This is a genomic window from Undibacterium sp. GrIS 1.8, from assembly GCF_040544445.1.
GTDB lineage: Bacteria > Pseudomonadota > Gammaproteobacteria > Burkholderiales > Burkholderiaceae_D > Undibacterium.
In genome coordinates, this window is sequence record NZ_JBEONQ010000017.1 from 1 (window position 1) to 24,678 (window position 24,678).

The 24,678-nt window shown below is 46.3% G+C and carries 23 protein-coding genes; 8 read left to right on the plus strand and 15 right to left on the minus strand.

Annotated elements, in window-relative coordinates:
* From tnpA to AAKU64_RS09865, 6 genes are all read right to left on the minus strand, one after another.
* Positions 1–332 (minus strand): IS66 family insertion sequence element accessory protein TnpA (gene tnpA / locus AAKU64_RS09840; RefSeq protein WP_354362071.1); only part of this gene is annotated, 332 nt, incomplete at its 3' end.
* Between the two features lie 246 nt (positions 333–578).
* Complete coding sequence (locus AAKU64_RS09845) at positions 579–791, minus strand: hypothetical protein (RefSeq protein ID WP_354335537.1); 213 nt, start codon at positions 789–791, stop codon at positions 579–581.
* 172 nt (positions 792–963) lie between these two features.
* Complete coding sequence (locus AAKU64_RS09850; protein ID WP_354335535.1) at positions 964–2,517, minus strand: GmrSD restriction endonuclease domain-containing protein; 1,554 nt, start codon at positions 2,515–2,517, stop codon at positions 964–966.
* A 109-nt stretch (positions 2,518–2,626) separates the two neighbouring features.
* Complete coding sequence (gene pepF, locus AAKU64_RS09855; RefSeq protein WP_354362072.1) at positions 2,627–4,495, minus strand: oligoendopeptidase F; 1,869 nt, start codon at positions 4,493–4,495, stop codon at positions 2,627–2,629.
* A 241-nt stretch (positions 4,496–4,736) separates the two neighbouring features.
* Positions 4,737–5,612: a hypothetical protein gene (locus AAKU64_RS09860; RefSeq protein ID WP_354335532.1), complete on the minus strand. Its 876-nt coding sequence runs from the start codon at positions 5,610–5,612 to the stop codon at positions 4,737–4,739.
* A 193-nt stretch (positions 5,613–5,805) separates the two neighbouring features.
* Entirely contained in the window at positions 5,806–6,660 is an 855-nt protein-coding gene (locus AAKU64_RS09865) for an AAA family ATPase (protein ID WP_322118813.1), read from the minus strand.
* Positions 6,661–6,978: 318 nt separating this feature from the next.
* On the opposite strand from AAKU64_RS09865, the gene AAKU64_RS09870 reads away from it, so the two are divergent.
* Both AAKU64_RS09870 and AAKU64_RS09875 read left to right on the plus strand, forming a co-directional pair.
* A complete protein-coding gene (locus AAKU64_RS09870) occupies positions 6,979–7,311 on the plus strand; it encodes a c-type cytochrome (RefSeq protein WP_322118814.1) in 333 nt (110 codons plus the stop codon).
* A gap of 26 nt (positions 7,312–7,337) precedes the next feature.
* Positions 7,338–7,694 carry a c-type cytochrome gene (locus AAKU64_RS09875; protein WP_354335528.1) on the plus strand — a complete coding sequence of 119 codons (357 nt, stop codon included), beginning with the start codon at positions 7,338–7,340 and terminating at the stop codon, positions 7,692–7,694.
* A 68-nt stretch (positions 7,695–7,762) separates the two neighbouring features.
* Here AAKU64_RS09875 and AAKU64_RS09880 read toward each other — a convergent pair whose 3' ends face one another.
* Positions 7,763–8,191: a DUF1841 family protein gene (locus tag AAKU64_RS09880; protein WP_354335526.1), complete on the minus strand. Its 429-nt coding sequence runs from the start codon at positions 8,189–8,191 to the stop codon at positions 7,763–7,765.
* 241 nt (positions 8,192–8,432) lie between these two features.
* Here AAKU64_RS09880 and AAKU64_RS09885 point away from each other — a divergent pair, with 241 nt between their 5' ends.
* A complete protein-coding gene (locus AAKU64_RS09885) occupies positions 8,433–9,014 on the plus strand; it encodes a malonic semialdehyde reductase (protein WP_354333603.1) in 582 nt (193 codons plus the stop codon).
* Between the two features lie 263 nt (positions 9,015–9,277).
* Here AAKU64_RS09885 and nth read toward each other — a convergent pair whose 3' ends face one another.
* Positions 9,278–9,925 carry an endonuclease III gene (gene nth, locus AAKU64_RS09890; RefSeq protein WP_354333605.1) on the minus strand — a complete coding sequence of 216 codons (648 nt, stop codon included), beginning with the start codon at positions 9,923–9,925 and terminating at the stop codon, positions 9,278–9,280.
* A 50-nt stretch (positions 9,926–9,975) separates the two neighbouring features.
* Positions 9,976–10,674 (minus strand): electron transport complex subunit RsxB, encoded by a 699-nt coding sequence (gene rsxB / locus AAKU64_RS09895; RefSeq protein WP_354333607.1) that lies wholly within the window; start codon positions 10,672–10,674, stop codon positions 9,976–9,978.
* Between the two features lie 514 nt (positions 10,675–11,188).
* Here rsxB and AAKU64_RS09900 point away from each other — a divergent pair.
* The gene (locus tag AAKU64_RS09900; protein ID WP_354362073.1) at positions 11,189–11,788 is read left to right on the plus strand and encodes a DUF4114 domain-containing protein; all 600 of its coding nucleotides are present in this window, start codon (positions 11,189–11,191) and stop codon (positions 11,786–11,788) included.
* Positions 11,789–11,991: 203 nt separating this feature from the next.
* On the opposite strand, the gene AAKU64_RS09905 is transcribed toward AAKU64_RS09900, so the two are convergent.
* The 6 genes from AAKU64_RS09905 to AAKU64_RS09930 all read right to left on the minus strand — a co-directional run bounded on the left by AAKU64_RS09905 (position 11,992) and on the right by AAKU64_RS09930 (position 20,526).
* Positions 11,992–12,336 carry a ComEA family DNA-binding protein gene (locus AAKU64_RS09905; protein WP_354333611.1) on the minus strand — a complete coding sequence of 115 codons (345 nt, stop codon included), beginning with the start codon at positions 12,334–12,336 and terminating at the stop codon, positions 11,992–11,994.
* A gap of 130 nt (positions 12,337–12,466) precedes the next feature.
* Positions 12,467–13,312: a peptidylprolyl isomerase gene (locus tag AAKU64_RS09910; RefSeq protein ID WP_354333683.1), complete on the minus strand. Its 846-nt coding sequence runs from the start codon at positions 13,310–13,312 to the stop codon at positions 12,467–12,469.
* 178 nt (positions 13,313–13,490) lie between these two features.
* A complete protein-coding gene (moeA, locus tag AAKU64_RS09915) occupies positions 13,491–14,906 on the minus strand; it encodes a molybdopterin molybdotransferase MoeA (RefSeq protein ID WP_354362074.1) in 1,416 nt (471 codons plus the stop codon).
* Between the two features lie 33 nt (positions 14,907–14,939).
* A complete protein-coding gene (mobA, locus tag AAKU64_RS09920) occupies positions 14,940–15,599 on the minus strand; it encodes a molybdenum cofactor guanylyltransferase MobA (protein WP_354333615.1) in 660 nt (219 codons plus the stop codon).
* A 269-nt stretch (positions 15,600–15,868) separates the two neighbouring features.
* On the minus strand, positions 15,869–16,996 hold the full coding sequence (gene moaA, locus AAKU64_RS09925) for a GTP 3',8-cyclase MoaA (protein ID WP_354333617.1): 1,128 nt from the start codon (positions 16,994–16,996) through the stop codon (positions 15,869–15,871).
* Positions 16,997–17,304: 308 nt separating this feature from the next.
* Positions 17,305–20,526, minus strand: a complete 3,222-nt coding sequence (locus AAKU64_RS09930; protein ID WP_354333619.1) for an Rne/Rng family ribonuclease — start codon at positions 20,524–20,526, stop codon at positions 17,305–17,307.
* A 685-nt stretch (positions 20,527–21,211) separates the two neighbouring features.
* Between AAKU64_RS09930 and AAKU64_RS09935 the strand changes: the two genes are divergently transcribed.
* The 4 genes from AAKU64_RS09935 (at position 21,212) to AAKU64_RS09950 (ending at position 24,559) form a co-directional block, all read left to right on the plus strand.
* Entirely contained in the window at positions 21,212–22,234 is a 1,023-nt protein-coding gene (locus AAKU64_RS09935; protein ID WP_354333621.1) for an RluA family pseudouridine synthase, read from the plus strand.
* Positions 22,235–22,472: 238 nt separating this feature from the next.
* Complete coding sequence (locus tag AAKU64_RS09940; protein ID WP_322118198.1) at positions 22,473–23,132, plus strand: HAD-IIIA family hydrolase; 660 nt, start codon at positions 22,473–22,475, stop codon at positions 23,130–23,132.
* A 35-nt stretch (positions 23,133–23,167) separates the two neighbouring features.
* Positions 23,168–23,533, plus strand: a complete 366-nt coding sequence (locus tag AAKU64_RS09945) for a Rieske (2Fe-2S) protein (protein WP_354333623.1) — start codon at positions 23,168–23,170, stop codon at positions 23,531–23,533.
* 42 nt (positions 23,534–23,575) lie between these two features.
* Positions 23,576–24,559: a S49 family peptidase gene (locus AAKU64_RS09950; protein ID WP_354333625.1), complete on the plus strand. Its 984-nt coding sequence runs from the start codon at positions 23,576–23,578 to the stop codon at positions 24,557–24,559.
* Positions 24,560–24,678 lie beyond the last annotated feature (119 nt).

Sequence of the window (24,678 nt, forward strand, 5' to 3'; positions counted from 1 at the left end):
AGTGCCAGCGAGGCCAGCCATTCCGGCGTGGGCAGTGCTGCCATATCCAACCGGATGGCATTGCCAATCCGTAAGGTGTAATTGCCAGCATCCGATGGTGCAATGCGTTGGGCGACATTGGTTTCGCCAGCGATGCGTAGCGAGACGAATTTATTGCTGGGGTTAAGCTGACTCGCCGCTTTTGATGGGAGCTGCGACCTTTTTTTGTTTAGCTTGCGTCGCCAGTAATAGAGGCAATCGGCTGATATCCCATGCGCTCTTGCATAGGCCGGCACTGAACCACCTTCAAGCGCCAATCTTTCGACATGCCTTACCCAGTATTGCTTTTCCATTTCCACTCCATCTCATTATTGAAATCGTGAGCTTGAAGGATTTAGATTTGACTTGATAGTCTGGGGTTTATGGAGCGCTTACAATCTTTCGACATGCCTTACCCAGTATTGCTTTTCCATTTCCACTCCATCTCATTATTGAAATCGTGAGCTTGAAGGATTTAGATTTGACTTGATAGTCTGGGGTTTATGGAGCGCTTACCGCATGACTACAAAAGATAACGCGAAAATTAAAAATATTCCTCGTCAGGATTCTTGCTTGTCGTCGCCGTCGTCACGTTGACGTATCCAAAAATGAGTACGTTTTTTCTTGTTCGTCGCAGGAGTAGATTGCTCTTGCCCCGCTTTGGTCGCAGGCGGTGGGGCAACCGGCAGAGGGAAGCCAAGAAAAACCATCACGATCAATATTGGCAATACGAGGTAAAACAGCGGCCTCTTCCAATGTGATTTTTGTTTCATCATGTCCAAGACATGGTGATGTGCACATGGAAGACAAGGTAAGCGAGCTAAATTACAACAAGTTATTTTGGTAATTTAGTGGAGGATTGGAGTGCTGCATGCGCACCAGTTTTTCTACATTAAGATAGATTCCATGTGAAAATTAACTGGTGCTCCAGACGTATCATGCAAACTAATTTTTAAACCCAGTGTTGCAATATGGATGAGAGACTTGCCCATTTTCTATTTCCGCAAATCCGCCATCCTGTTTTCTGATTTTATGGTCGATTGATATGGAGTTTCGGTGCAGATAGCCATTACAGATTTTGCACTTGATAGAAGTTTTAAGTGCTTCATTCATAAAAACTTCTGATTTCCCATCTGAATTAAAATCCTCATCTTCATTGTCAACAACTTCATCAGATTTGACAGTTAAATAATTGAAATCTGTCGATGAAAAAATTTTTGCTATGGCCTCATTAGTTGATAAATTTTGGTTAAGCAGGGTGATTATTTGTAAATAAAAGTTAACAACGTGAGGTGATCCTTTAATGGATGTTCGATATTTTCTAATAATTTGCCTCGGTAAGTCCTCAAAATTCAAAACAATTTCTTCAAAATTTTCTCTAGCTTTTATAAAGTCGTTCAGCTTTTTAGTCTTATGTAATTTGATTACAAATTGCAGGAACACGTTAAACGATGCCGGTTTATATCTGCCATTTCTCGCATAAAAATAGACTGCTGGATGTAAGCCAAGCGATGACGGATGGTTGCTATTTATTAATTGGGCTATTTTTAAACAATTCTTTAAAAATTTTATTGTCTCGTCTCCGTCGTTGTCATCCGCTAATTCACTGTTATTCGTAATTTCATTTACAGTATTTACGAATTCTAAAATAAGCATTTGTGATTGAGAGGAGAAGCTTTTTCCCGCGACTGGTATATCTAGAGTTTTTAAAGGTGTCTTGAGAGATGGCTTGAATAATATATCGTTAATTTGCTCTGCTAAGTTTTGAACTTCTTGCTGTCCTCTTTCGGAAAATGACGACCAATATTTATGCCCTTTGCCGCTTCGGAGAATCGCCCTAGTCGCTATTCCATTCGCCTTATTTCTCGTTTCCAATAAGATCAATTCAGTTTTATCTATTGGAGCAGCTTTTTGATTTATTTTAAAGAATGAAGCTTCTGCTTTTTTTGCGTCACCATCTACCCATTGTATTTGTATAGCTAGACTTCCAAGCAAGCGAGCTTTTCCAACAATTTCAGGTTTGACTTTTTCTGGATTTTTTATTGCAAGTTTGTAATCAGAATATGGACCAATAATTTTATTAATTTTTTCTCGAAGTTTATTTGCCGTATCAATTTGTTCTTCTGGAATTATTGAGTCGTAAAAGGATTTTGTAATTCCACCATCTCCATAGTCGTTATTAACCCATGCTGCTAACGCGCTTAATCGATGCGCTCCATCAATTACAAACGTATAGCCTGCCTCGTTTTTCCAGAGGATCACTGCCGGAATCAGGTCTGTATCTAGAAAACTTTGGATTAGTGAAATGACTCTTTCCTGATCCCATTCATTTGTCTCTCGTTGAAAATCTGGTTTTCTTATGGATCCAAAAAAGAACGAATCTTCCTCTAGATCCGTTACTTTCAAAAGTTGAGATTTATTTGTCGGAGAGGCCTCTGAGTCTCTAACTTCGAAATCTTCCCTTGGAATAAGAGCATCTAAATTAATTTTTTTTGCCATTTTTCACCCCGACGTTTAATTTCTTATATTTAAGTTCATTAATTATTGCTTTTAGAGTTAATTAAAAAAAACATTATTGATTTAATGTCAGTTCTAAACACTATTGGACCTACTTCCCCCTAGCAACAATCGCCTCAATCTGATCCATGATGCTATTCATGCGCGCCACAATCGCTTTGTAGGGCGTTGGCGTGGCAAGGTCGACGCCTGCTGCTTTGACTAACTCGTAAGGATATTGCGATCCGCCTGCTTTGAGGATGTTGAGGTAGTTGTCGCGTGCGCCGGGTTTGCCTTTGAGAATTTCGTCGGCGAACATGGTGCCGGCGGCGATGGAGGTGGCGTATTGGAAGACATAAAAGCGGTTATAAAAATGCGGGATGGCTGCCCATTCGATGGCGTACTGGTCATCGATTTTGAGGATGTTCTCTTGATCGCCGTGGTAAGTTTTGAGGATGTCGCCATAGATTTTGGTCAGGGCTTCGCCAGTTAAGGATTCGCCTTGATCAACCTTGGCATGCACGGTGCGCTCGAAGTCGGCGAACATGGCTTGGCGGAAGAATGTGCCGCGGATACCTTCCAGCTCTGAGCCTAAGTACGCTAGGCGTTCTGCATCAGTCTTGGCGATTTTAAGCATGTGATCTTGCAGCAGAACCTGATTGGTGGTGGAGGCGATTTCTGCGGTGAAGATCGGGTAGTCGGAGGTGATGAAAGGTTGAGTCTTATTCGCCAGATACGAGTGCATGCCATGACCCCATTCGTGCGCGAGGGTGGAGGCGGATTCAAAATCATCATTGTGATTCAGCAGCAGGTAAGGGTGGACGTCGTAAGACGTGCCTTGCATGTAGGCACCAGAACGTTTTTTCGCTCGTGGGTAGACGTCCATCCAGCGCTCGGTAGTGGCTTTAGTGAGTGCTTTTACATAATCGTCACCCAGCGGTTTTACGGCGGCGAGCATGAGTTCTACACTTTTATCGATGGGGAACTTGAGCGCTTCTTTATTTTGCTCGGCGATCATCGGTGGATAGATGTCGTAGTAATGCAGATCGGGGATGCCCATCAGTTTGCTACGCAGTTTGAAGTAGCGGTGCAGCGTTGGCAGATTGGCGTGGGTTTGCTCAATCAGCATGTCATACACACCGCGCGGCAATTTGTTGGCATCTAGCGCTTGTGCGAGTGAGTCCGGGTAGTTGCGGACCTTGGCGTAGACGGCGTCTTTTTTCAGCATTTCATAAAAAGTGACGCCGTAGGTTTGTTCGTATGATTTCCAGGTTGCCCAATATTGATCAAACACTTGCTTGCGCACGGCACGGTCGCTACTGGTGCGGTATTTGGTGTAGGCGGATTGATCGAGCGTGACTTCTTTGCCGTCGACGCTGATTTTTGGCCATTGGGTATCGGCGTTGGATAAGGTGCCGTGTGCTGCTTGCGCTGTGTTAGCGATCATGCCGAACGTGGCAACGATGCTTTCTCCTTTATCGTCCAGCGTATGACTTGCCGTGCGCAGGATGTCATCCATCGGGTGGGCATAGATGCTGAGTGAGCTATCTTGTTTGAGAAAGCCCTGGATTTTTTTAGCACCGATGTGCAGAACTTCTGGACGTAAAAACGAGCTGGCATCGTCGACCTTGCTCATCAAAATTTCGGCACGTTGATTGATGTCTAAGCCTGCACTGTCGCCGGTATTTTGATCATGCAAAAAAGAGGCATAGTTGGCGAGGCGCGCCAGACGTTTTTGTAAATCCTGATACAAGTCCATGCAAGTCTTAAAGCGTTTTGCCGAGCCACCGATCTGGCCCTTGCACGTCGCAAATTCTTTTAACTGCGCATCAAGCTTGGCGGCATCTTTATCCCAATCGGCGCTGGTGGCGTAAAGGTCTTTCAGATTCCAGCGATCCGCTTCGGTCTCCGCATGGGCGAAGGCTGGCAGGGTGAAGGCGATAGCGAGGGAGAGAATGCTGCGTTGCAGTGATTTTTTCATGATGGGTGCTTTAGGTATGATCTGTGTTATGAATGGATAGAAAGCGCTGTGGCAGCGCTGCTGTTATTAGGATGATCTGGATGCGCTGAAAATGCGCGCAAAGTCTGCCGCATTATTCTGTCTGAAAACCGATGCAAAAAGATGGTTTATTTGAAAATATATTTTCTTGTTGTTTGGCTCACTGAATCTAAGGTTTGAGTATCAAATTGAATTTTTATATTCAACATTTGATTTAAGTCTGCTAATCCTTTGGTTCTGCTACTTGAAGTGATTTAATTACCTTGATTACTTGATCATTGATTTGCCGCCACTGTGGCAACTGCGTTTCTCTAAATGTATATTCAAGAAAAATTTGATCCTGGAATAAAAATCCTGTCCAACAAGTTGCTGGCAATGGCTTTGATTCAGCAACAGCAGGATATGCACTGTCGCATCTGAATCGGATGGGACGTCCGTCTGGGTGCTTTAGATTCTCATCTGGAGGGGAGTACATAGCATAACTATTTCTACTCTCGCCAAAACTGTTCCCCTGAAGATTTAATTCCGGTAATGGCCTCTTAAATTTATTCGACTTCCAATCCCTTTCACTTGCCTCCCATTCAGGATTATTTTCTATACCAGACGTCATCGTGATGCCAGCTCTACAAGTCAAGCGGATATAGACAGCCGTTTCTTGGTCGGCGGGGTTCGGGTCGTCCTTGTAAGTGAACCGTAAATCTGGCATATAAGCTTGCATCCCGACTGTAATACCTGGTGTTTCTGCTAAACGACCAGCGCCATAGTTGATGCTGCCAATATAGTGGGTCGGTATTTGAAATAATTTCTGTCCAATCCAAATATCTTTAATCGGTTCTTCTACATTTGAACGGTCAGCAAAATGATAAGGACGATTCATCTCCTTAATTTTTTTGTATGCCATTTCTACACAGGCTCGATCATTTAAAGGATTAATCGCTGGCCACATTTCTTTAGGGATTAAAGAGCTGGCTGGTTGCGGATCTACGTTGTCTCGATTGCAAGCTGCCGTCATAGCAACGATGCTCATAAGGGCAATCCATTTGGTTGAAAAGAGGTATTGCTTACTTCTCTTTGTAGTTTTTTTTGTTTCTTTTTTCATGTTTTTTGAGAATTATTTAAATTGAATTTTCAATAATTTGAAAACTCATATACAAAATTTTGATTTTAAATTTAGACTGATTTGACGATACACTCGATGGATCACTCCCGCAAAAAAAATGCCGCATCGTCTGCGGCACTTTGTGATTCATCTAATTGGCATCATTCGGATCAACGAAGTTTCAGCGATGACTTCAACGATTGTTCCGGGACATAAATACCAGACGCTCGAATAAATGCACATCTTGCTCGTTCTTGAGCAAGGCACCGTGCAGCGGCGGTACTGCCAGCTTGTTGTCTTTGCTGCGCAGCGCTTCTGCCGGGATGTCTTCTGCCAAGAGCAGTTTGAGCCAGTCGATCAGTTCTGATGTGGACGGTTTCTTTTTCAGGCCGCTGACTTCGCGGACTTCATAAAAAGTTTGTAGCGCGCTGGCGAGCAGATCGCTTTTTAGTTTAGGGAAGTGGACATCGACGATTTTTTGCATCGTCTCTTTTTCCGGGAACTTGATGTAATGGAAGAAGCAACGACGCAAGAAGGCATCGGGTAATTCTTTTTCGTTATTCGATGTGATGATGACTAGCGGACGGTGCACGGCGCGTACCATTTCGCGGGTTTCGTAGACATAGAATTCCATGCGGTCTAATTCGCGCAGCAAATCGTTAGGGAATTCAATATCGGCTTTGTCGATTTCATCAATCAGCAATACGACTGGCTGATCGGCAGTAAATGCTTGCCACAAGACGCCCTTGACGATGTAGTTGTGGATGTCCTTAACGCGCTCGTCACCTAATTGCGAATCCCGCAGGCGCGATACGGCGTCGTATTCATACAAACCTTGCTGGGCTTTGGTGGTGGATTTGATGTGCCATTGCAGCAGCGGCATGTTGAGTGCGGCGGCGACTTCTTCTGCCAGCATGGTTTTGCCGGTGCCAGGCTCACCTTTGATAAGCAATGGGCGTTGCAGGGTGAGGGCGGCGTTGACTGCCAGTTTCAAATCATCGGTCGCGACATAATTTTGTGCGCCATCAAAGCGGGTGGGCTGTGTCATGGTCTGGTCGGATTGAGTAGTTTATGGAGAAGTCGTCTAGTTTCAGCAGATTGATCGTTAGCTTGTTGTTGTGCAACAGCGATAATCGAGTATAAGCGAGAACGTCGTTTCTTGTGAACGACTGTTCTATTTTTCCTGCTGCCGCATACGGTTGGGGTGCTGCCTGACTCGCCGTCTGTCGTTTTTATTACGTAAAAACGCTCAGAAATGGGAAGTTTATGTGTGGCAAGCGCGCTATTCATAGGCAAATTGCAAGGTAATCAGCTAAAATGCTGCTTTGGATTAACCCGCCCTTTCGATCATTCACTCCTCGATAATATGAAAAAATTGTTCACACAGTTGTTCGCAATTCTCACCCTGGTGAGTGTTGCCCAGGCTGCTTCTGCGGCAGATGTGGTTGGCAATGCCAAGGCCGCTGAAAATAAAGTCGCTATGTGTATTGGTTGCCACGCTATTGCTGGTTATAAGGCAACTTATCCTGAAGTTTTCCAAGTGCCGATGATTGGTGGTCAATCTGCCAAGTACATCGAAAGTGCGTTGCAAGCGTATCGCAAAGGCGACCGCAAGCATCCAACGATGCGCGGTATCGCTGGCAGCATGTCTGATCAAGATATTGCTGATTTGGCGGCTTATTACTCAATGCAAAAATAAGTATAAAAATAAGAATAGGAGCCATCATGAAAAAATTCACATTATCGGTTTTGTTGTTGTCTGCGATTTCAGCTATGTCAGCTAGCGCTTTTGCCGGTGGCGATATTGCTGCAGGTAAAGCTGCTACAGAGAAAGCAGCATGTTTTGCATGCCACGGTAAAGATTACAACTCGCCAATCGATCCAACTTATCCAAAACTGGCCGGTCAGCATCAGGATTACATCGCACATGCGTTGAAGGCATATCAGCATGGCGTGAACGCACCGAATGGTCGTGGCAATGCGATCATGGGCGGACAAGCCAAAGCCTTGTCTAATACCGATATCGAAAATATCTCCGCATATCTGAGTAGCTTGCCTGGTAGCCTCGTGATGAAGAAATAAGCATCGTCTGTTTGCTTGATGCGAAAAAAAAGCCACGGTCGTCGTGGCTTTTTTTATGTGAGATAGGATCAGCGTGCGCGTTGATTTAAAGCGTCGATATACGCCGCACCGTCGGGCGGCATACCTGTGCGTTGCGAGGTCCAGATCATTTCGCCCAGACACTCCATGATCTGATGATGGGCGTCGTGTTCGGAGTTGGTTTTTTGCGCCAGACGCTGAAACGCAAACCGCACGCCTGCAGGTTGATCTACTGAGATTTGTTCGCTGATCGTTAAGTGCATGGATAAATGCAAAAACGGATTCGTTTGTCCTTGCGTGACGCTGTAATCGGCGGCCAAGGCAGAGTCTAGGTCGCTGAAGACATTGTGGTATTCAGGATGCTGATTGATCCAGTCGGCGGCAATACTTTCGAGCGGGGTTAAAATTTCTCTTGCTTGAGATTTGCGGTAAGTTTCACAAAAAAAGCGGCGTACATCATCTTGGCTTGGGGTGAACATGGCTGGCAGTAAAATCAGGAATGTCCGTATTGTACGATTATTTGAGTTTGTCGAATTGTCGGTTGGCTTAGAGTATGATTTAGAGCCTTAACTCCGAGCCTTAATTCAGAGCCTTAACTCAAAACCTCAATTCAAAGCCTAACTTGAGAACCAGATTTATAACTTACTTGTCTCACTTAATTGCCTCAATCACGCATCTCAATTAAGTCATCCCTTTGTATATCTAAACAGGAGAAACACCATGCTGACAACAGAACATCTGGACACCTTATTTACCAAAGCCCGCACCCATAATGAGTGGTTGGATAAGCCGGTTAGCGACGCTCAATTGCAGCAGATTTATGATTTGATGAAATGGGGCTCGACCTCGGCAAACTGCTCACCGGCACGGGTGGTTTTTGTGAAAAGCGCAGAAGAAAAAGTCAAGTTGCTCGCTTGTATGGCACCGGGTAATGTTGATAAAACTAAGGCCGCACCAGTGACCGCCATCATCGGGATGGACATGGCGTTTTATGAGCAATTGCCAAAGTTATTTCCGCACGCAGATGCACGGTCTTGGTTTGTTGGTAATCAGGGATTGATTGATGCGACTGCGTTTCGCAACTCGTCTTTACAAGGCGCTTATCTGATGCTGGCGGCACGGGCAATTGGTTTAGACTGCGGCCCGATGTCGGGTTTTGATCCGGATAAAGTCAATGCGACCTTCTTCGCTGGGACCGAGGTCAAGGCCAATTTCATTTGCAATCTTGGCTATGGCGATATGGCAAAAGTATTCCCACGGTCGCCACGTCTGGATTTTGATGAGGCTTGCAAGATCGTTTAAAGAGTCGGTTGGTGTGGCAAATATCACCGTCGTTACGGGATAGTGAAAAAGGCGCAGGCGGCACAATACTAATGTGTTACCTGTGCTTTTTTATCTCTGGGAATTGAAATACTCTCTATTAGTATATTTTAATCGTCAATGGAATCATTGGGTAATTAAGGGTTTTTATTAGAATTGATGGGGAGTATATGAAAAATAGGCTATCTTCGGATTGTTTAGCCCGGACTTCTTATGGCTCCAAGTAGGGCGTATTTTGTGTTCCTTTACGCCCCTTTTGGCTGCGGCGTCTTTTGTTTGTAGTCGCATAAATCAGCAATCATGCAGTTCCAGCATTTAGGCGTGCGCGCCAGGCAGGTATAACGGCCATGCAAAATCAACCAGTGATGCGCATCGAGCTTGAATTCTGCCGGAACAAATTTGAGTAATTTTTCTTCGACAATATCGACGTTTTTACCTGGCGCAATGCCAGTACGATTACTCACGCGGAAGATGTGCGTATCTACCGCAATTGTGGGCTCACCAAAAGCGGTATTCATCACGACATTCGCCGTTTTTCTGCCGACGCCTGGCAATGCCTCTAATGCAGCACGTTCTTTTGGTACTTCACTGCCATGTTGCTCAATCAGGATGCGGCAGGTGGCGATCACATTTTTAGCTTTGGTGCGAAACAAACCGATGGTCTGAATGTAGGGGATCAGACCATCGACATCTAGCGCCAATATTTTTTCTGGCGTATTCGCGACCGGATACAGCTTGCGCGTGGCCTTGTTGACCGACACATCGGTGGCTTGCGCCGACAACAGCACGGCAATCAAGAGTTCAAACGGACTGGTGTATTCCAGTTCGGTGGTTGGATGCGGATTTTGCTCTTTGAAACGGCTAAAAATGATCTGGCGTTTGGCTGCGTTCATGTCGGTTCTGGATTTATGTTTTGATCTGAGTTTAGGACTTAGTTTAGGACTTAGTTTGTCTCTAGCTTTTTAAGCCGCGCGCGTTCTATCGCAGCGGTGATGATGGCTTTTTTGCGATCACGATCAGCGATTTGTTCGGGAGTTAACGCGGGTTCGTCCATCAAGGCATTTAATTTGGTCGTTGCTTTGGCGGCGAGTCTGTCGTCGTTTTCTTGTTGTTCTTTTTTGAGTCTAGCCTGACGAAAGTGATAGGCCTCGCGTGCCTGATCCGCCTGTTCTGACGACCATGCATCCCAGCCTGTCTTGCCTGGCGTAAGCTCGACCATGCTGATGCAATCAACCGGGCAGGGCGCAACGCACAGGTCACATCCGGTACATAGCATAGGCAATACTGTGTGCATCTGTTTGGCCGCGCCCATGATGGCGTCGACGGGGCAAGCTTGGATGCAGAGCGTGCAGCCGATGCAATAGGCTTCATCTATCAAGGCGACAGGTCGTGGTCTTTCATGTCCGTGGCTGACGTCTAGCGCGATCACGGGCTTACCGAGTAAGTTTGCCAAGCGCCGTATGCCTTCTTGACCACCGGGTGGGCATTGATTGTAATTGGCGCTGCCATTGGCGATCGCCTCGGCATAGGGGCGGCATGCGGGGTAGCCGCACTTAGTACACTGAGTTTGCGGCAGTAAGTCTTCAATCTGATCGGCGAGTGTGTGTAGCATTTCTGATTTATCTAAGGCAGAGGCGATCATTATCCTAGATAACTCGGCTGCGCTGGTGGATTGATGCGCATTGCTGGAATTGTACGATTTGGACGCGATGAAAATGCATCTTGACTGGTTGTCGAAAACTTTTACATCTCAAGAAATTAAAGACTTTTTTCTGAAAAGATTGAGATTTTGAATAATTTTTATCGATCATTTATAAATTGAAATAAAAATAGAAATTGCCCAAGAGAATAATTGAATCTCAAGCAAAGGTCTTTTAGAATCCAAAAAACTGAACCATGTCCTTGGAGAGCTAAGCCAGGCAACGGTTGTTAGATATTTTCGAATCCCACTCGCAGAAAAAAATAAGGCGGGGTTATGTACTGCCAGGATTTGCGAGAGTGTCGCAGGCAATATTTTGATGAAAAGCTTTTACAGAAGAAAAAATGGTACAAAAATTGCGTTGCCTCCATAGTCTTTTCGTATTTCATCCATTTGTTGTTCATTTGCCTAATTAACCAGTTGATCGCTTTATCTAATATTTGAAATGGGAGCTTTAATGAAACTTAAATCTTTATTTGCCGCTTTGTGTATTAGCGTCGGATTTGCCAGTTCTGCATTGGCTGTTCCTACCACCTATACCAACATAGGTACACAGAACCCGATTTTGTATACTTTCGTCGCTACTTCGGCGGGTGATGTAATGGCGTATTTTGCAGGTTCTACTGCTGGTTATACCAACACACTCAGCTTGTTGGTCAACGGCGTTGATACCGGTATCTTTGGCTTGAATAATCACACGTCTAACTACGGCGACTTGCTGAATTTCGGCGCTGTCAATGCGGGTGATAATTTAGTATTTCGTTTGAATGTGCTAAACAATGGCGATACTTGGTATTCGCAAAAATCGTCTAACTCTGATGGCGTAAATCATGTTTACTCCAACTCTTATGGCGGCGATGCGTTTGTTCCTGCTGCGGTTTATGTCGCTTTTGAAGATTTACGTAACGGTGGCGATTTTAATTACAACGACGAAAACTTTGTTTTTACCAATGTCAGCAACGTGTCTAACGATGTTCCACTGCCAGCAACACCATTGCTGCTTGGTTTAGGTATGGGCATTCTGGCCTTGGTTGCCAAGCGTCGTAAGCAAGTATAGGCGTAGGAGCGGTGTGGAGGTAGCTTAGAGGTTCCCAAACGGTTGTGAGGGATTTTTCTGAGGAGCTATAGCGATAAAATTTGTGATTCGCTTTAGCGAGTTTGCAGTCACCCGAGAATAAAAAAGCTAGATGCATTGCATCTAGCTTTTTTTATTGGCGCAGCATAAGTCTTTGCTTACTTATGATGGATTGATGATCTAAGTTACTTCTTTTTTGCATCCGGTTTTTGTTTGGCAATGATCAGATCTTTGATGCTGTTATACGCATCCGCCGGCAAAATCTTTTTGTTCAACAAATCATCTTTACCGTTATACGGGCGACCTTTGATGATTGCATCAGAACGTGCATCGCCAATCTTAGGCAATTCGGACAATTCTTTTTTAGTCGCACTATTGATATCCAACAGCTCCACCTTGGCCGAGGCCGATACCGTAGCTGACGCAGACGCAGATGCAGAGGCTTTTTTAGGCTCGTCTTTGGCTTGGGCTGTGCTGATGATGAATAAGGATGAGGCGACTAGCAGTATTGATTTCAACAGTTTGTTCATGATTACCCTTTGTATGATGCCCAGTCTAGTAGTCTGGGTAGTTATTAATTTCTAAAATAACGATATAAAACAAGCGAGGAAAAACCAAATTACAGTACAAACCAGGAATAGCTGCTAGAAGGCTATCATATTATTGTGTTTGCACTGCTGAATTAATCACCACTGGGGTAACGGGTAAATTAGTGAAACTACCGCTGGTCGTCGTTGGAACCGTACTAATCTGATCCATGATAGTAAGCCCGGTCACAATCTTGCCGAAGACGGCATAACCCGGATTAGTGGCGTTGCTGTAATCCAATGTCGTGTTATCTACGACGTTAAAATAAAACTGAGATGTCGCAGAATTTGCCACAGAGGTACGCGCCATGCCGATACTGCCACGAAGATTACTTAAGCCATTGTTGGATTCCAGCGCAATGGCGGCTAATGTCGCAGGTTGTTGTAAATCGCTAGTGTAGCCGCCGCCCTGAACGACAAAATTGCTGACCACTCGATGGAAAATCTTATTCACATAAAAGCCACTTTCTACATATTGTAAAAAGTTGTCGACCGTGATCGGCGCTTTGGCCGGGTTAAGCTCAATCACAATCGTACCCATTGACGTCAGCATTGTGACTTGCGGTTGTGCAGCCAGAGGAATGGTTAAACTACCGGAGTAAAGTGATGATCCGTTGCCCGCCGTGATGGACACCGCTACCGTTCCGACCGCAACGATTTTGCAAGTGAATACTCGTTGCGTTGCGCTGCCTCCGGCGACTTCGGTAATCGTCAGGCATGCTGGATTGGAGATGTTAATGCCTTGGTCGAGATTTTGACCTTTGATGGTCATATTGCTGGTCTTGCGATACACCAGTTGATCTGTCGTGACACTGGTAATTGATACCGTTGGAGTGTTGCTAGCAGAGTCGCTACCGCCCCCACCACAAGCAGTAAGTAGGCTAAGGCTTGCGCAAGTAAGAGCGGTCCAGTTGAGCACTTTCAAATTCATCTCCTGAGAAATAATCACATGTTTAAAACGCTGATTATAGCCCGTGAAAGAGGGCGTATTTTCGGGCGCAATACTTTGTTACTTACGTGAAGTATCCACTCTTGATCCACGAAAAAACGAAAGTGATTGCGTCTTTGATTGACGTCGGGCATTGGACGGACGCAACTCAGATCAATCCTTCAAACAATAAAATATCGACTTTTTCACCGGCGGCGATATCGGCTTGATCGTGGTGTAGTACCACCATGCAATTGGCTTCTGACATTGACCGCAGAATTCCTGAGCCTTGTGAGCCGGTGATACTCACTTGTAGCTGTCCATTGGTAGCGACCGAGACGATGCCGCGCTGGTATTCGGTGCGACCAGCGCGCTTGCGCAGAGCGACGCTTGAGATGGCTGGTACCAGCGGTAGCGATGTTGATGATGTTGTTGATGTTGATTCTGCTGCCCCAGCACCCATCATGTGCAACAGTGCGTCGCGGACGAAAAAATAAAAACTGACCATTACTGCAACTGGGTTGCCCGGTAGACCAAACAGATACGCGCCTTTTCCATTAGCCTGATCAGACTTATTTGACTGAATTTTGCCAAATGCCATTGGTCTGCCTGGACGCATAGCGATACTCCAGAAGGCGACATCACCTAATTTTTCCATCATCTGTTTGGTGTAATCCGCTGCGCCGACCGACACGCCACCAGAGGTAATGATGGCATCTGCGTTTTCGCCAGCGGAACGAAAAGCGGCTTCCAGCGATATCGGATCATCTTTGATCACGCCCATATCGATGATCTCGCAGCCGAGCCGAGTGAGCATGCCATATAAGGTGTAGCGGTTGCTGTCATATACGCAGCCTAAATCGAGGGTTTCTCCCAGCGATCGCAGTTCGTCACCGGTTGAGAAAATAGCGACACGCAAGCGGCGTTGTACGGCCACTTCAGCTACGCCTAATGACGCTAGTAAACCAAGATCGGCAGGCCGTAAAATTTTGCCTTTGCTTAGCGCTGTTGTGCCAATCGCTAAGTCTTCGCCTTTGAGGCGACGGTTATCGCCAGCATTTATTTGGGCCGCTGGTATGCGGATTTGCTTTAAGTTGCCGAGATTGCTTTGCTTTGATTCTGTCGCTTGCTTACTGTCGCTTATCTCAACAGTCCATTCTTGTGGAATCACTGTATCGCAGGAGCTTGGCATCACCGCGCCGGTCATGATGCGTACACATTCCCCCGGTTGTACTGCGCCTTCAAAGGCGCGTCCAGCATAAGCGGCGCCGACAACTTTTAATGTGAGGGTTTGGTTTGTTGGATCGCTATTGTCTGTAGCTTTTTTTTGTAAATCACTACCGATAAACGCGTAGCCGTCCATGGCAGAATTATCATAAGCAGGGACGTTAATACCAGACAGAACATCGGCGGCAAGCACGCGTCCAAGTGCTTGGCGTATGGCGAGTTTTTCTACCGAGTCAATTGGCGTCACAAACTGCTGGATGATCTGCTGTGCCTGCGCGACGGGCAGGGAGTTAGGGTCGTAATCCGACAAACAGCTAAGGAGATGATGTAGGTTTGCGGCTGGGGTGTTGGCGCTCATAAAATAGTTTGATTCGACTTAGTTAGATTCGACTTAGTTAGATCGGGTCAGGTTGGAGTGTGAATTTAGTCCGGTTTCAAATTGTCGCAAATCTTGCAGCGTATTGATATTACGGAAGGCGGCGACATCTTCAAATACGACTTCGACACAATGCAGGCTTGCATGCCAGGCATCTACTTTACGCCCGCCATGTCGTAAAAAATCACTCAGCTGCGGTAGCAAGGAAATTTTCATTAAAGAAAATACCGGGTGCGCCTGCTTGGCAATGACGTTGCCATTGGATTCCATTGTGACAGCGACGGCAAGATCCGCGTTTTCTTGCAATAACGCTGCTGCCAGATGTTCTACTAGATTGACGGGTAAAAATGGCGAGTCGCATGGCACACTGGCTAGATAGGGCGTTTTGCAATGGGTCAGGCCGGTTTGTAATCCGGCTAAAGGACCTAAAAAGTGATTATCATCATTCTCCGCGTGATCTGGCCAGACTGGCGCACCAAAGCTCTCGTAAGTAAGTAAGTTTTGGTTGGCATTGATGAGCATATTGCCAACTTGTGGCGAGAGGCGCTGCAACACGTGCATCGCCATCGGCAAACCGCGAAAAGTCTGCAAACCTTTGTCCACGCTGCCCATACGTGTACCACGACCACCTGCGAGTATCAGTCCGGTAATGAGTTGCTTATCTATGCTGGTCATGTCTGCGAGCCATGGAATGTGTTGCGATTTGAGTTCTGGAAGTTACTGGAGCTTATGCAAATAAGCTTAAACCCAGAGACATTCTTATCCCTTGTTATAGATCAAATAATGGTGGTGTGCGAATATACTCCCCATTATTTTTATGGAATATGCCTTATTGTGCAGAGAATATATGGACAATAAAAATATACATGGTAGGAGTATATTTTACTTATCCTTAGCCGCCGAAGTCGGTTATCGAATTTAGCCACCGAATTTAGCCACCGAAGTTAGCCGCCAATATAAGACATCTCCACTTTTTTCCTGGTGATCTGAAGTTCATCTGTATTTTGGCTGCGTAATTCCGAATAACGATCAGTGCGTTGCTGCCATAGTTGTTTGATGACATTGGCGATGGCAAGATCACTGTGCTGCTTGTCATCATCTCTGATTAAGGCGCGTAAATCATGACCATGGCTGGCGAACAGGCAAGTGTACAGCTTGCCCTCGGTAGATAGCCGGGCGCGGCTGCAATCGTGGCAAAAACTTTGTGTGACGCTGGAGATCAGGCCGATTTCACCGCTGCCATCGGCATAGCGCCAACGGGCGGCGGTCTCGCCTGTGTAATTTGCATCGATTGCCTGGAGCGGCATGCCGGCAGCGTTGATGCGCCTTACTACCTCTGCCGATGGGATGACTTCATCTAACTTCCATCCATTTGAGGCACCCACGTCCATGTATTCTATAAAGCGCAAAATATGTGGCGTGTTTTTAAAATAGCGCGCCATGGGAACGATCTCCTGATCATTTAAACCCGCTTTAACAACCATGTTAACTTTGATTGGACCAAGCCCCGCCTGATGCGCTGCTGCGATGCCATCAAGCACATCGGACACCGGGAAATCGACATCATTCATTTGTTTGAAAGTGGCATCATTGAGCGAGTCCAGCGATACCGTGACACGGGTTAAGCCAGCGTCTTTCAGACTTTGTGCTTTGCGCGCCAGCAACGATCCGTTGGTGGTCAGGGTCAGATCAAGATCGCGTCCGTCCAGTGTTTTTAAACTGCTTAACATGGCGATCAGCTTTTCGATATTTTTACGTAACAAGGGCTCACCGCCGGTCAAGCGGATTTTACTCACGCCGTGGGAGATAAAGATACGGGCGATGCGGGTTATTTCTTCAAAATTGAGCAGCGATGTATGCGGTAAAAAACGATAGTCTTTATCAAAAACTTCTTTCGGCATGCAATACACGCAGCGGAAGTTACAACGATCTGTTACCGAGATGCGAAGGTCATGCAAAGGGCGTTGCAGGCTATCAAGCAACTGTCCATTTGGTTGCTCCAATAAACCTGGAACGATCAGCGTTGGCTGTCGTTGCCGGAAGTCGGCTAGTGGGATAAATTTTTCAGACATTGAATTCAAAATAAGTGGTGCAGTGTTAGCGAATCAGAACCTGTGAATCAAATCAGCCAAACACAATTAGTCAGGCACAACTGGCTGGGCAAAATCAGCGAGGCAGAATCAATTCAACCGGGTGATCAAATGATGTTTAGAGCAAAAAGATACCACGAGATGGAATAACTGGTTGAATACAAAAAAACGACCCAACAACATTGCTGTTATCGGGTCGTTATTTGTATGCATTTAGGTCTGTATTAAGCGCCGTATCCAGTACCTGAATTTAGACGCTAATGAATACGATAAAAATACAAACAGCGCATTTACGGTGCAGGTGTTTTCTTAGTTTCCATCATTACTAAGGGTTCTGATGAGACTGGCACTACCGGTTTGCGTTCGCGTGGTACACGCGGTGCAACATTAACGGTTGCCGCTGCCGCTTGTGCCGCACGCAATTTTTCTGGATCGGTGCTCGCCAAAGCTAAACCTGCTTGCTCTAACATAGTGTTTAAGCTTTCTACAGGCATAACGACAGGTGCAACGGGTTTCATAACAGGCGCACTTGGTGTTGCTGCTTCGACCGAAACCGCCTGATGTAACGCAGCCGGCGTTGCAATGTCAGCTTTAACATTGCTTGCGACCTCAGTTGCCACATCAGAGCTAGCGGCACTGACGATAGTTTCAGCTGGCTTGGCAGGCGCTGGCGTTACTTCAGTCGCCGACGCTGCTGGCACTAACAATGCCGGTGCTGATACAAGATCAAGACTAGCTTGCACCGGTGCAGGAGTCTCAGGTGTAGGTACTGCTTCAACTGGCGCAGCTTCAGCAGTAGTCACAACATGATTGACGATCGCTGGCTCTGCTGCTTTGTCTGTAGCAATCGTTGCGACAGTAACCGGCGCAGACGTGACCGCTGTTACAGGTTCCGTTGTAGATTCTGGCACAGAGACGGGTGTTGAAACAAGATCAGGTGCAGGAACCGGAGTAGTTGCAGGAGTGGCAGCAGGAGTAGCTGCCATACCAGATGCCGTACCAAATACAGCAACCGGCGCTGTAACAATTTCAGACACCGCAGTTGGTGATATCGCTGGCGTTACCAATGACAATATTGGTGCAGGTGCTTGCTCAACCTCGACATGCTGACGGGTCTTATGCGCCTCATGCACTTCATGATGGTCAGTTGCTTCTTGGTTATCATTGCTCTCGTTAGTATCCGTATTGTCGCCAGCTTCACGATCACGACGATTACGATTGCGACCACCGCGACGACGACGACGACGGCTTTCACCTTGCTCGCTGGTCTCGGCGTCAACCGGATTGCCGTTGGCGTTTAAGGCGAGATTGGTGTTGTCCACAGCTTCATTATTAACCGCTACTGGCGTAACTACTACCGGTGCTGCTGTTTGGGTATTGGCAGTTGTATCCAAAGACATTGTTTCAGTAGCTACGCTATCTTTGCGCTCACCACGCTGGCGTGGCTGACGATCACGACGTCCTTCCGGTTTGCCTTCTTTAGCTTCAGTGCGGCCTTCTTGCGGCTCGCGGTCTTCACGTGGAGGACGCGCTTGCTTTGGTTGGCGTTGTTGTTGTGGCTGAGCTTGTTCTGGCGCGGCAATTTTTGTCGCTTCGTCTTTTACTTCTTTATCGGCACGTGCATTGACCGGGCGTTCTTCTTTATCATCACGATCACGTCCACGATTATTGCCGTTGCGGTTGCCATTGCGATTGCCATTACGATTGCCACGATTATTACGATCGCGCTCACCACGGTCTGAACGCTCGCGAGTTTGTGTTGCATCCGCTGTTGCAACGCTAGCGACAGCAGGTTCAGCCGGTTTGGCGCGGAACAGATTCAGGAACTTAGTGAAGAAGCCTTCACTTGCTGCTACAGGTGCGACAAGCACTGGCGCGACGACTTCCTTACGTTCTACGATAGGTGCAGTGTCAGGTGTAATACTCTTGACCATCGCTTCCTGACGCGGCTTGATGTCTTCTTTCTGACGCTTGCTATAGCCAATATCAGTATCTGCCTGCTCTGCCATAGCGTAACTGGCGTGAGATTCTTCCAAGCGCGGATCGTCATGTTTCAGACGTTCTAACTTGTAGTGGGGTGTTTCCAGATGCGTGTTCGGGATCAGGATGATAGTGACGCGATGACGCGTTTCTATCTTTAGAATTTCACCACGTTTTTCATTCAGCAAGAAGGCCGCAACATCAACAGGCGATTGCACATGAATCGCTGCTGAGTTTTCTTTCATTGCTTCTTCCTGGATAATGCGCAGGACTTGTAAAGCAGATGATTCGGTATCGCGAATATGACCTGTGCCATTGCAACGCGGGCAAGTAACATGGCTGCCTTCAGACAAGGAAGGCCGCAGGCGTTGACGGGACAATTCCATCAGACCAAAGCGCGAAATTTTCCCCATCTGGACGCGTGCGCGGTCATAGCGCAGGGCATCTTTTAAGCGGGTTTCGACTTCACGCTGGTTTTTGGCGTTTTCCATATCGATAAAATCGATCACGATCAAACCGCCCAAATCGCGCAAACGCAGCTGGCGCGCTACTTCTTCGGCTGCTTCGCAATTCGTATTGAAAGCCGTTGTTTCGATATCGCCACCACGGGTAGAGCGCGCAGAGTTGACGTCAACTGAGACTAAGGCTTCAGTGTGATCAATCACGATTGCGCCGCCCGATGGCAATGGTACTGTGCGGCTGTAAGCGGTTTCGATCTGATGTTCGATTTGGAAACGTGAGAACAGCGGCACGTCGTCACTGTAACGCTTAACACGGTGCACCATGTCTGGCATAACGTGGCTCATGAACTGCTGAGCTTGTTCGTAGATTTCGTCAGTATCGATCAGGATTTCGCCGATATCCGGTTGGAAATAATCGCGGATCGCACGAATCACGAGTGAGGATTCTTGATAAATCAGGAAGGCGCCAGCAGAAGATTTGCCTGCGCCTTCAATCGCACGCCAAAGTTGCATCAGGTAATTTAAATCCCATTGCAATTCATCGACATTACGACCAATACCTGCGGTACGAGCAATCACGGACATACCACCTGGCAGATCCAGTTTGTCCATGGTTTCACGTAGTTCTTGACGATCTTCGCCTTCAACGCGACGGGACACACCACCGCCACGCGGATTATTTGGCATCAGAACTAAATAGCGACCTGCCAAGGAGACGAAAGAGGTAAGAGCAGCGCCTTTATTGCCACGCTCTTCTTTTTCGACCTGGACCATGATTTCCTGGCCCTCACGTAACGCATCTTTGATGCTGGTGTTACGGACGTCGATACCTTCTTTAAAGTAGCCGCGGGCGACTTCTTTAAAAGGCAAAAAGCCGTGACGTTCTTCGCCGTAATTGACAAAACAGGCTTCAAGTGAGGGTTCAATACGGGTGATAACGCCTTTGTAAATATTGGACTTACGTAATTCACGTCCGGCGGTTTCGATATCGATGTCGATGAGTTTTTGCCCATTGACGATGGCGACGCGCAGTTCTTCTTGCTGCGTTGCATTAAATAGCATGCGTTTCATTTTTTACTCCGTGACCTTATGGTCATCTTTTGTTGCTACCTCTGTAGAGTGAGGCTGGCAACTTGCTTACATTGGGGATGTATGCGAGAACGGAGAGTTTGAGGGGGCGGGAAATGCCTCAGGCGCAACAGAAATAAAAATTGCTGGGCGAGTAGCTAAACGAGTGAGCGAGGATATTTTTCGCTGCATCTTTTCAGTACTGCCATCATTCTTCTCATTGTTCTATTGCGCACTAGGCGCGGATAGTTTCAACCGTGGATCGAGTGCACATGTCCCCCGCGTTATCTGATTCCTATTTTTTGTTGCAACAGGAAGACAACGCCAGGCGATGAGCAACTTGATGAGCGCCAAACCATCTTTAATAAAATTGTGTTTGGCAGGATCGATCACACTGGATTAAAACTATCAACCTGCAAGCACATCTGTAATAAATATACAGATATCTCTTGCTGGACTTATCCTTACAATTCAAACCTTCTGATCCAAATCATTACACAAAATCCGATTACCACAATTGGTTGTAACCCTGACCAGCATAATGATGTGCATACACATCTTTTCCATCGAATTTGCAAATTGGCGAGGCCGACGGACATGCCCCTGTGTAGAATACGCGTTTGTTCCACCATTTATTTCTACACCTACTACAGCCTAAAGCTGAAGCGAAAATGATTATATATTCAAAATGAAGGACTTAGCGATAAATAATAGGAAGCCACCTGAAAAACAGGCGCAAGAAAGTGCTTCCAACCATCCCTCACAGGCTTCATCGCAAGTTCAGCCGCAGGTTCAGCTCGTTTCTATCGGAGAAGAGGACGCAGGTCAGCGCATCGATAACTATTTGATACGCATCTGTAAAGGCGTACCAAAAAGCCATGTGTACCGGATTTTGCGCTCGGGTGAGGTCAGAGTTAACAAAGGTCGTATCGATCAGCTATATCGCCTGAAAGAGGGTGACGTGGTGCGTATTCCGCCAGTCCGTATTGCAGAAACATCAACGCAAGTCGTACCGGGGGCAGAATTTACTATCTTGTTTGAAGATAAACAGCTCTTGATTATCGACAAACCCGCTGGCGTTGCCGTGCATGGTGGTTCTGGTGTTAGTTACGGTGTGATTGAGCAACTGCGCGCTTCTCGCCCGGATGCTAAATTCCTGGAGCTAGTTCACAGACTGGATAGAGAAACCTCAGGTGTTTTACTGTTAGCAAAAAAACGGTCGGCCTTGACTAATTTGCATGAGCAAATGCGTGAAGGCAGCACCGACAAGCGTTACCTGACCTTAATCCATGGCGACTGGAAAAATGCGCGTCAGCATATTAAGCTGCCACTACATAAATACACGACCGCAGAGGGTGAGCGACGGGTTCGGGTACAGGCTGATGGCATGGAGTCGCATACGGTATTTTCTCTAAAGAAAAAATATCAAGACTACGCATTATTAGAGGCTGAATTAAAAACCGGACGCACACATCAAATCCGCGTGCATTTATCCTTTAGCGGTTTTGCGATTGCAGGTGATGATAAGTACGGTGACTTTGCGCTAAATCGTGCTTTATTAAAGCCAACCGCAGATCGCGGCGTTTTGAAGAGAATGTTTTTGCATGCGCATCAGATTACTTTTATGCACCCAGAAACAGGCGAGTCAATGACGCTCAATGCCAAGTTGCCAAAAGACTGTGAGGATTTTTTGAAAACGCTTAAAAGCTAAAATAAAAGCTGATCATAACTTCATAAACCCAATAAACTTAATATTTTATTATTATTGAAATAATTTAATAGTAAAATACTTACTTCCACAACATCAAATAGTCGGCAGAAAAGCTTATTCATTTCTAAATTATTAGTCCCATTGTTGTCTTCGTCTTGCTGCCTTAAGTTCAGTAGCCTGGTACTTCAATGTTGATGATTTGCAAAAAGAATTATGCGGTTTGCGGTGAATAAAGAATATGGCAAAAAAGCAATTTGATTTTATCGTGTTTGATTGGGACGGTACTTTGATGGATAGCACGGCAACCATCGTTCACTGTATCCAGGCGTCAGCAAAAGATCTTGGTTTGCCCGTACCCGACGAGAAAGCAGCATCCTATGTGATTGGATTGTCGCTCATGGACGCCATGCAATCGGCGATGCCTGATATTGATCCTAAATATTATCCCCGCATGGTTGAGCGTTATCGTCACCACTATCTGGCAAAAGATCACGAGTTGCCTCTGTTCCCCGGTGTACGGCAAATGCTGACGGAATTGTCGCAAGAAGGTTATTTCCTTGCGGTAGCAACGGGCAAAACGCGCGTAGGTTTAAGCCGTGCTTTGCACACGGCGAATTTGCTGTCGGTATTTGATGCGACTCGTTGTGCTGACGAAACGTTTTCTAAGCCGCATCCAGCGATGTTACAAGAGCTGACCCGGGAGTTAGGGCAAGACATGCAGCGCACCGTCATGATTGGTGACACATCACATGATTTGTTGATGGCGAGTAATGCAGGTGCTGCGGCAATTGCAGTGGAATATGGCGCGCATGATGCAGCATCCTTACATTCTTTAAACCCCTTATATTCTGCAAAAACAGTTGGCGAGTTGCATGCATGGTTGAGCTGCAATGCCTAAACCTTATTATCTTGACGATCTGACAGGACGGAGTCATGACTGAAATTACGATTTGCGCCTCGGCTGATCTTAAAGACGGTGGCAATGGGATACGTTTTCCAGTGACTGCCGGTGGTCATGATGCGACTGGATTCGTGATTCGTTACAAGGGCGCTGCGCATGCCTATTTAAATCGCTGTGCGCATGTTCCGATTGAGCTGGATTGGAATCACGGTGAGTTTTTTGAATCCAGCGGTTTATATATTATGTGTGCTACTCATGGCGCAATCTATACGCCGGATACTGGCAATTGTACGGGTGGTCCATGCCGTGGTGGGCGCTTGAGAAAACTGAATATCAATGAGCAAGAGGGCAAAATTGTCTGGTACCCGGATGATTACGTCACACCAGTGATTGCCTGATTTTTTAAAACTATTCTTAAAAATTGTATGACAGAAAATTCTATGACTCCCGAAAATAACACCCCAAGTTCTGCGACAAGTAGCTTGTCTCAATCTGGCTGGGAGCGGACTTTGTTAGAAAAGCTGGCGAGCGAATCATTAAAAGAGCAACGCTTACGTCGCCGTTGGGGTATCTTTTTTAAATTGATTTTTGTCGCACTGATACTCGGCGGTTTCTATTTCTTTAGTGATTATCGTACTTCAGAAATGGACAATCCTGGCCGGCATACAGCATTGGTTGAGATTAATGGTGAGATTGATTCAGAAGGTAATGCCAGCGCACAAGCGATTATCCCCGCGCTCGACCGGGCTTTTTCTGACGAAGGTTCGGTCGGCATTATTATGCGCATCAATAGTCCTGGTGGCAGTCCAGTACAGGCCGGCATGATCAATGATGAAATTCAACGATTACGTAAGCTGTACCCACAGAAGAAACTATATGTGGTGGTGGATGAAATGTGCGCCTCCGGTGGTTACTATATTGCTGTTGCGGCAGATAAAATTTTCGTCAATAAGGCTAGTGTCGTTGGTTCTATCGGCGTGTTGATGGATGGTTTTGGCTTTACCGGATTGATGGAGAAATTGGGCGTAGAGCGACGCTTGATGACTGCTGGTGAGAACAAGGGATTTATGGATCCGTTTTCTCCTCAGACCACAAAACAAAGAGCGTTTTCGCAAGAGATGTTAAACGATATCCATCAGCAATTTATTGCAACTGTGCGTCAAGGTCGAGGATCTCGTTTGAAAGAAACGCCAGAAACTTTCTCCGGTTTATTTTGGATCGGTAGCCGTGCTGTTGAGATGGGTTTGGCCGACGATTTTGGCACAATTGACAGCGTTGCACGCGACGTTTTAAAAGCAGAAGATATTGTTGATTACACGCAAAAAGAAGGTTTGCCAGAACGTGTGCTGAAGAAGTTTGGTGCGTCTATCGGAAGCGGCGCAATGTCTGCAATGACCAAAGTGAAGGCGCCGGGTTTGCGCTGATACACACTTAGTAATTACCGACAAATTCAGATTAAAAACTCAGATCAATTTCAGCAATATTGTTTGGTTGATTTTTTTAATCTTGATTTGAAATCGATAGTTATTTTTATCTTCTTCAT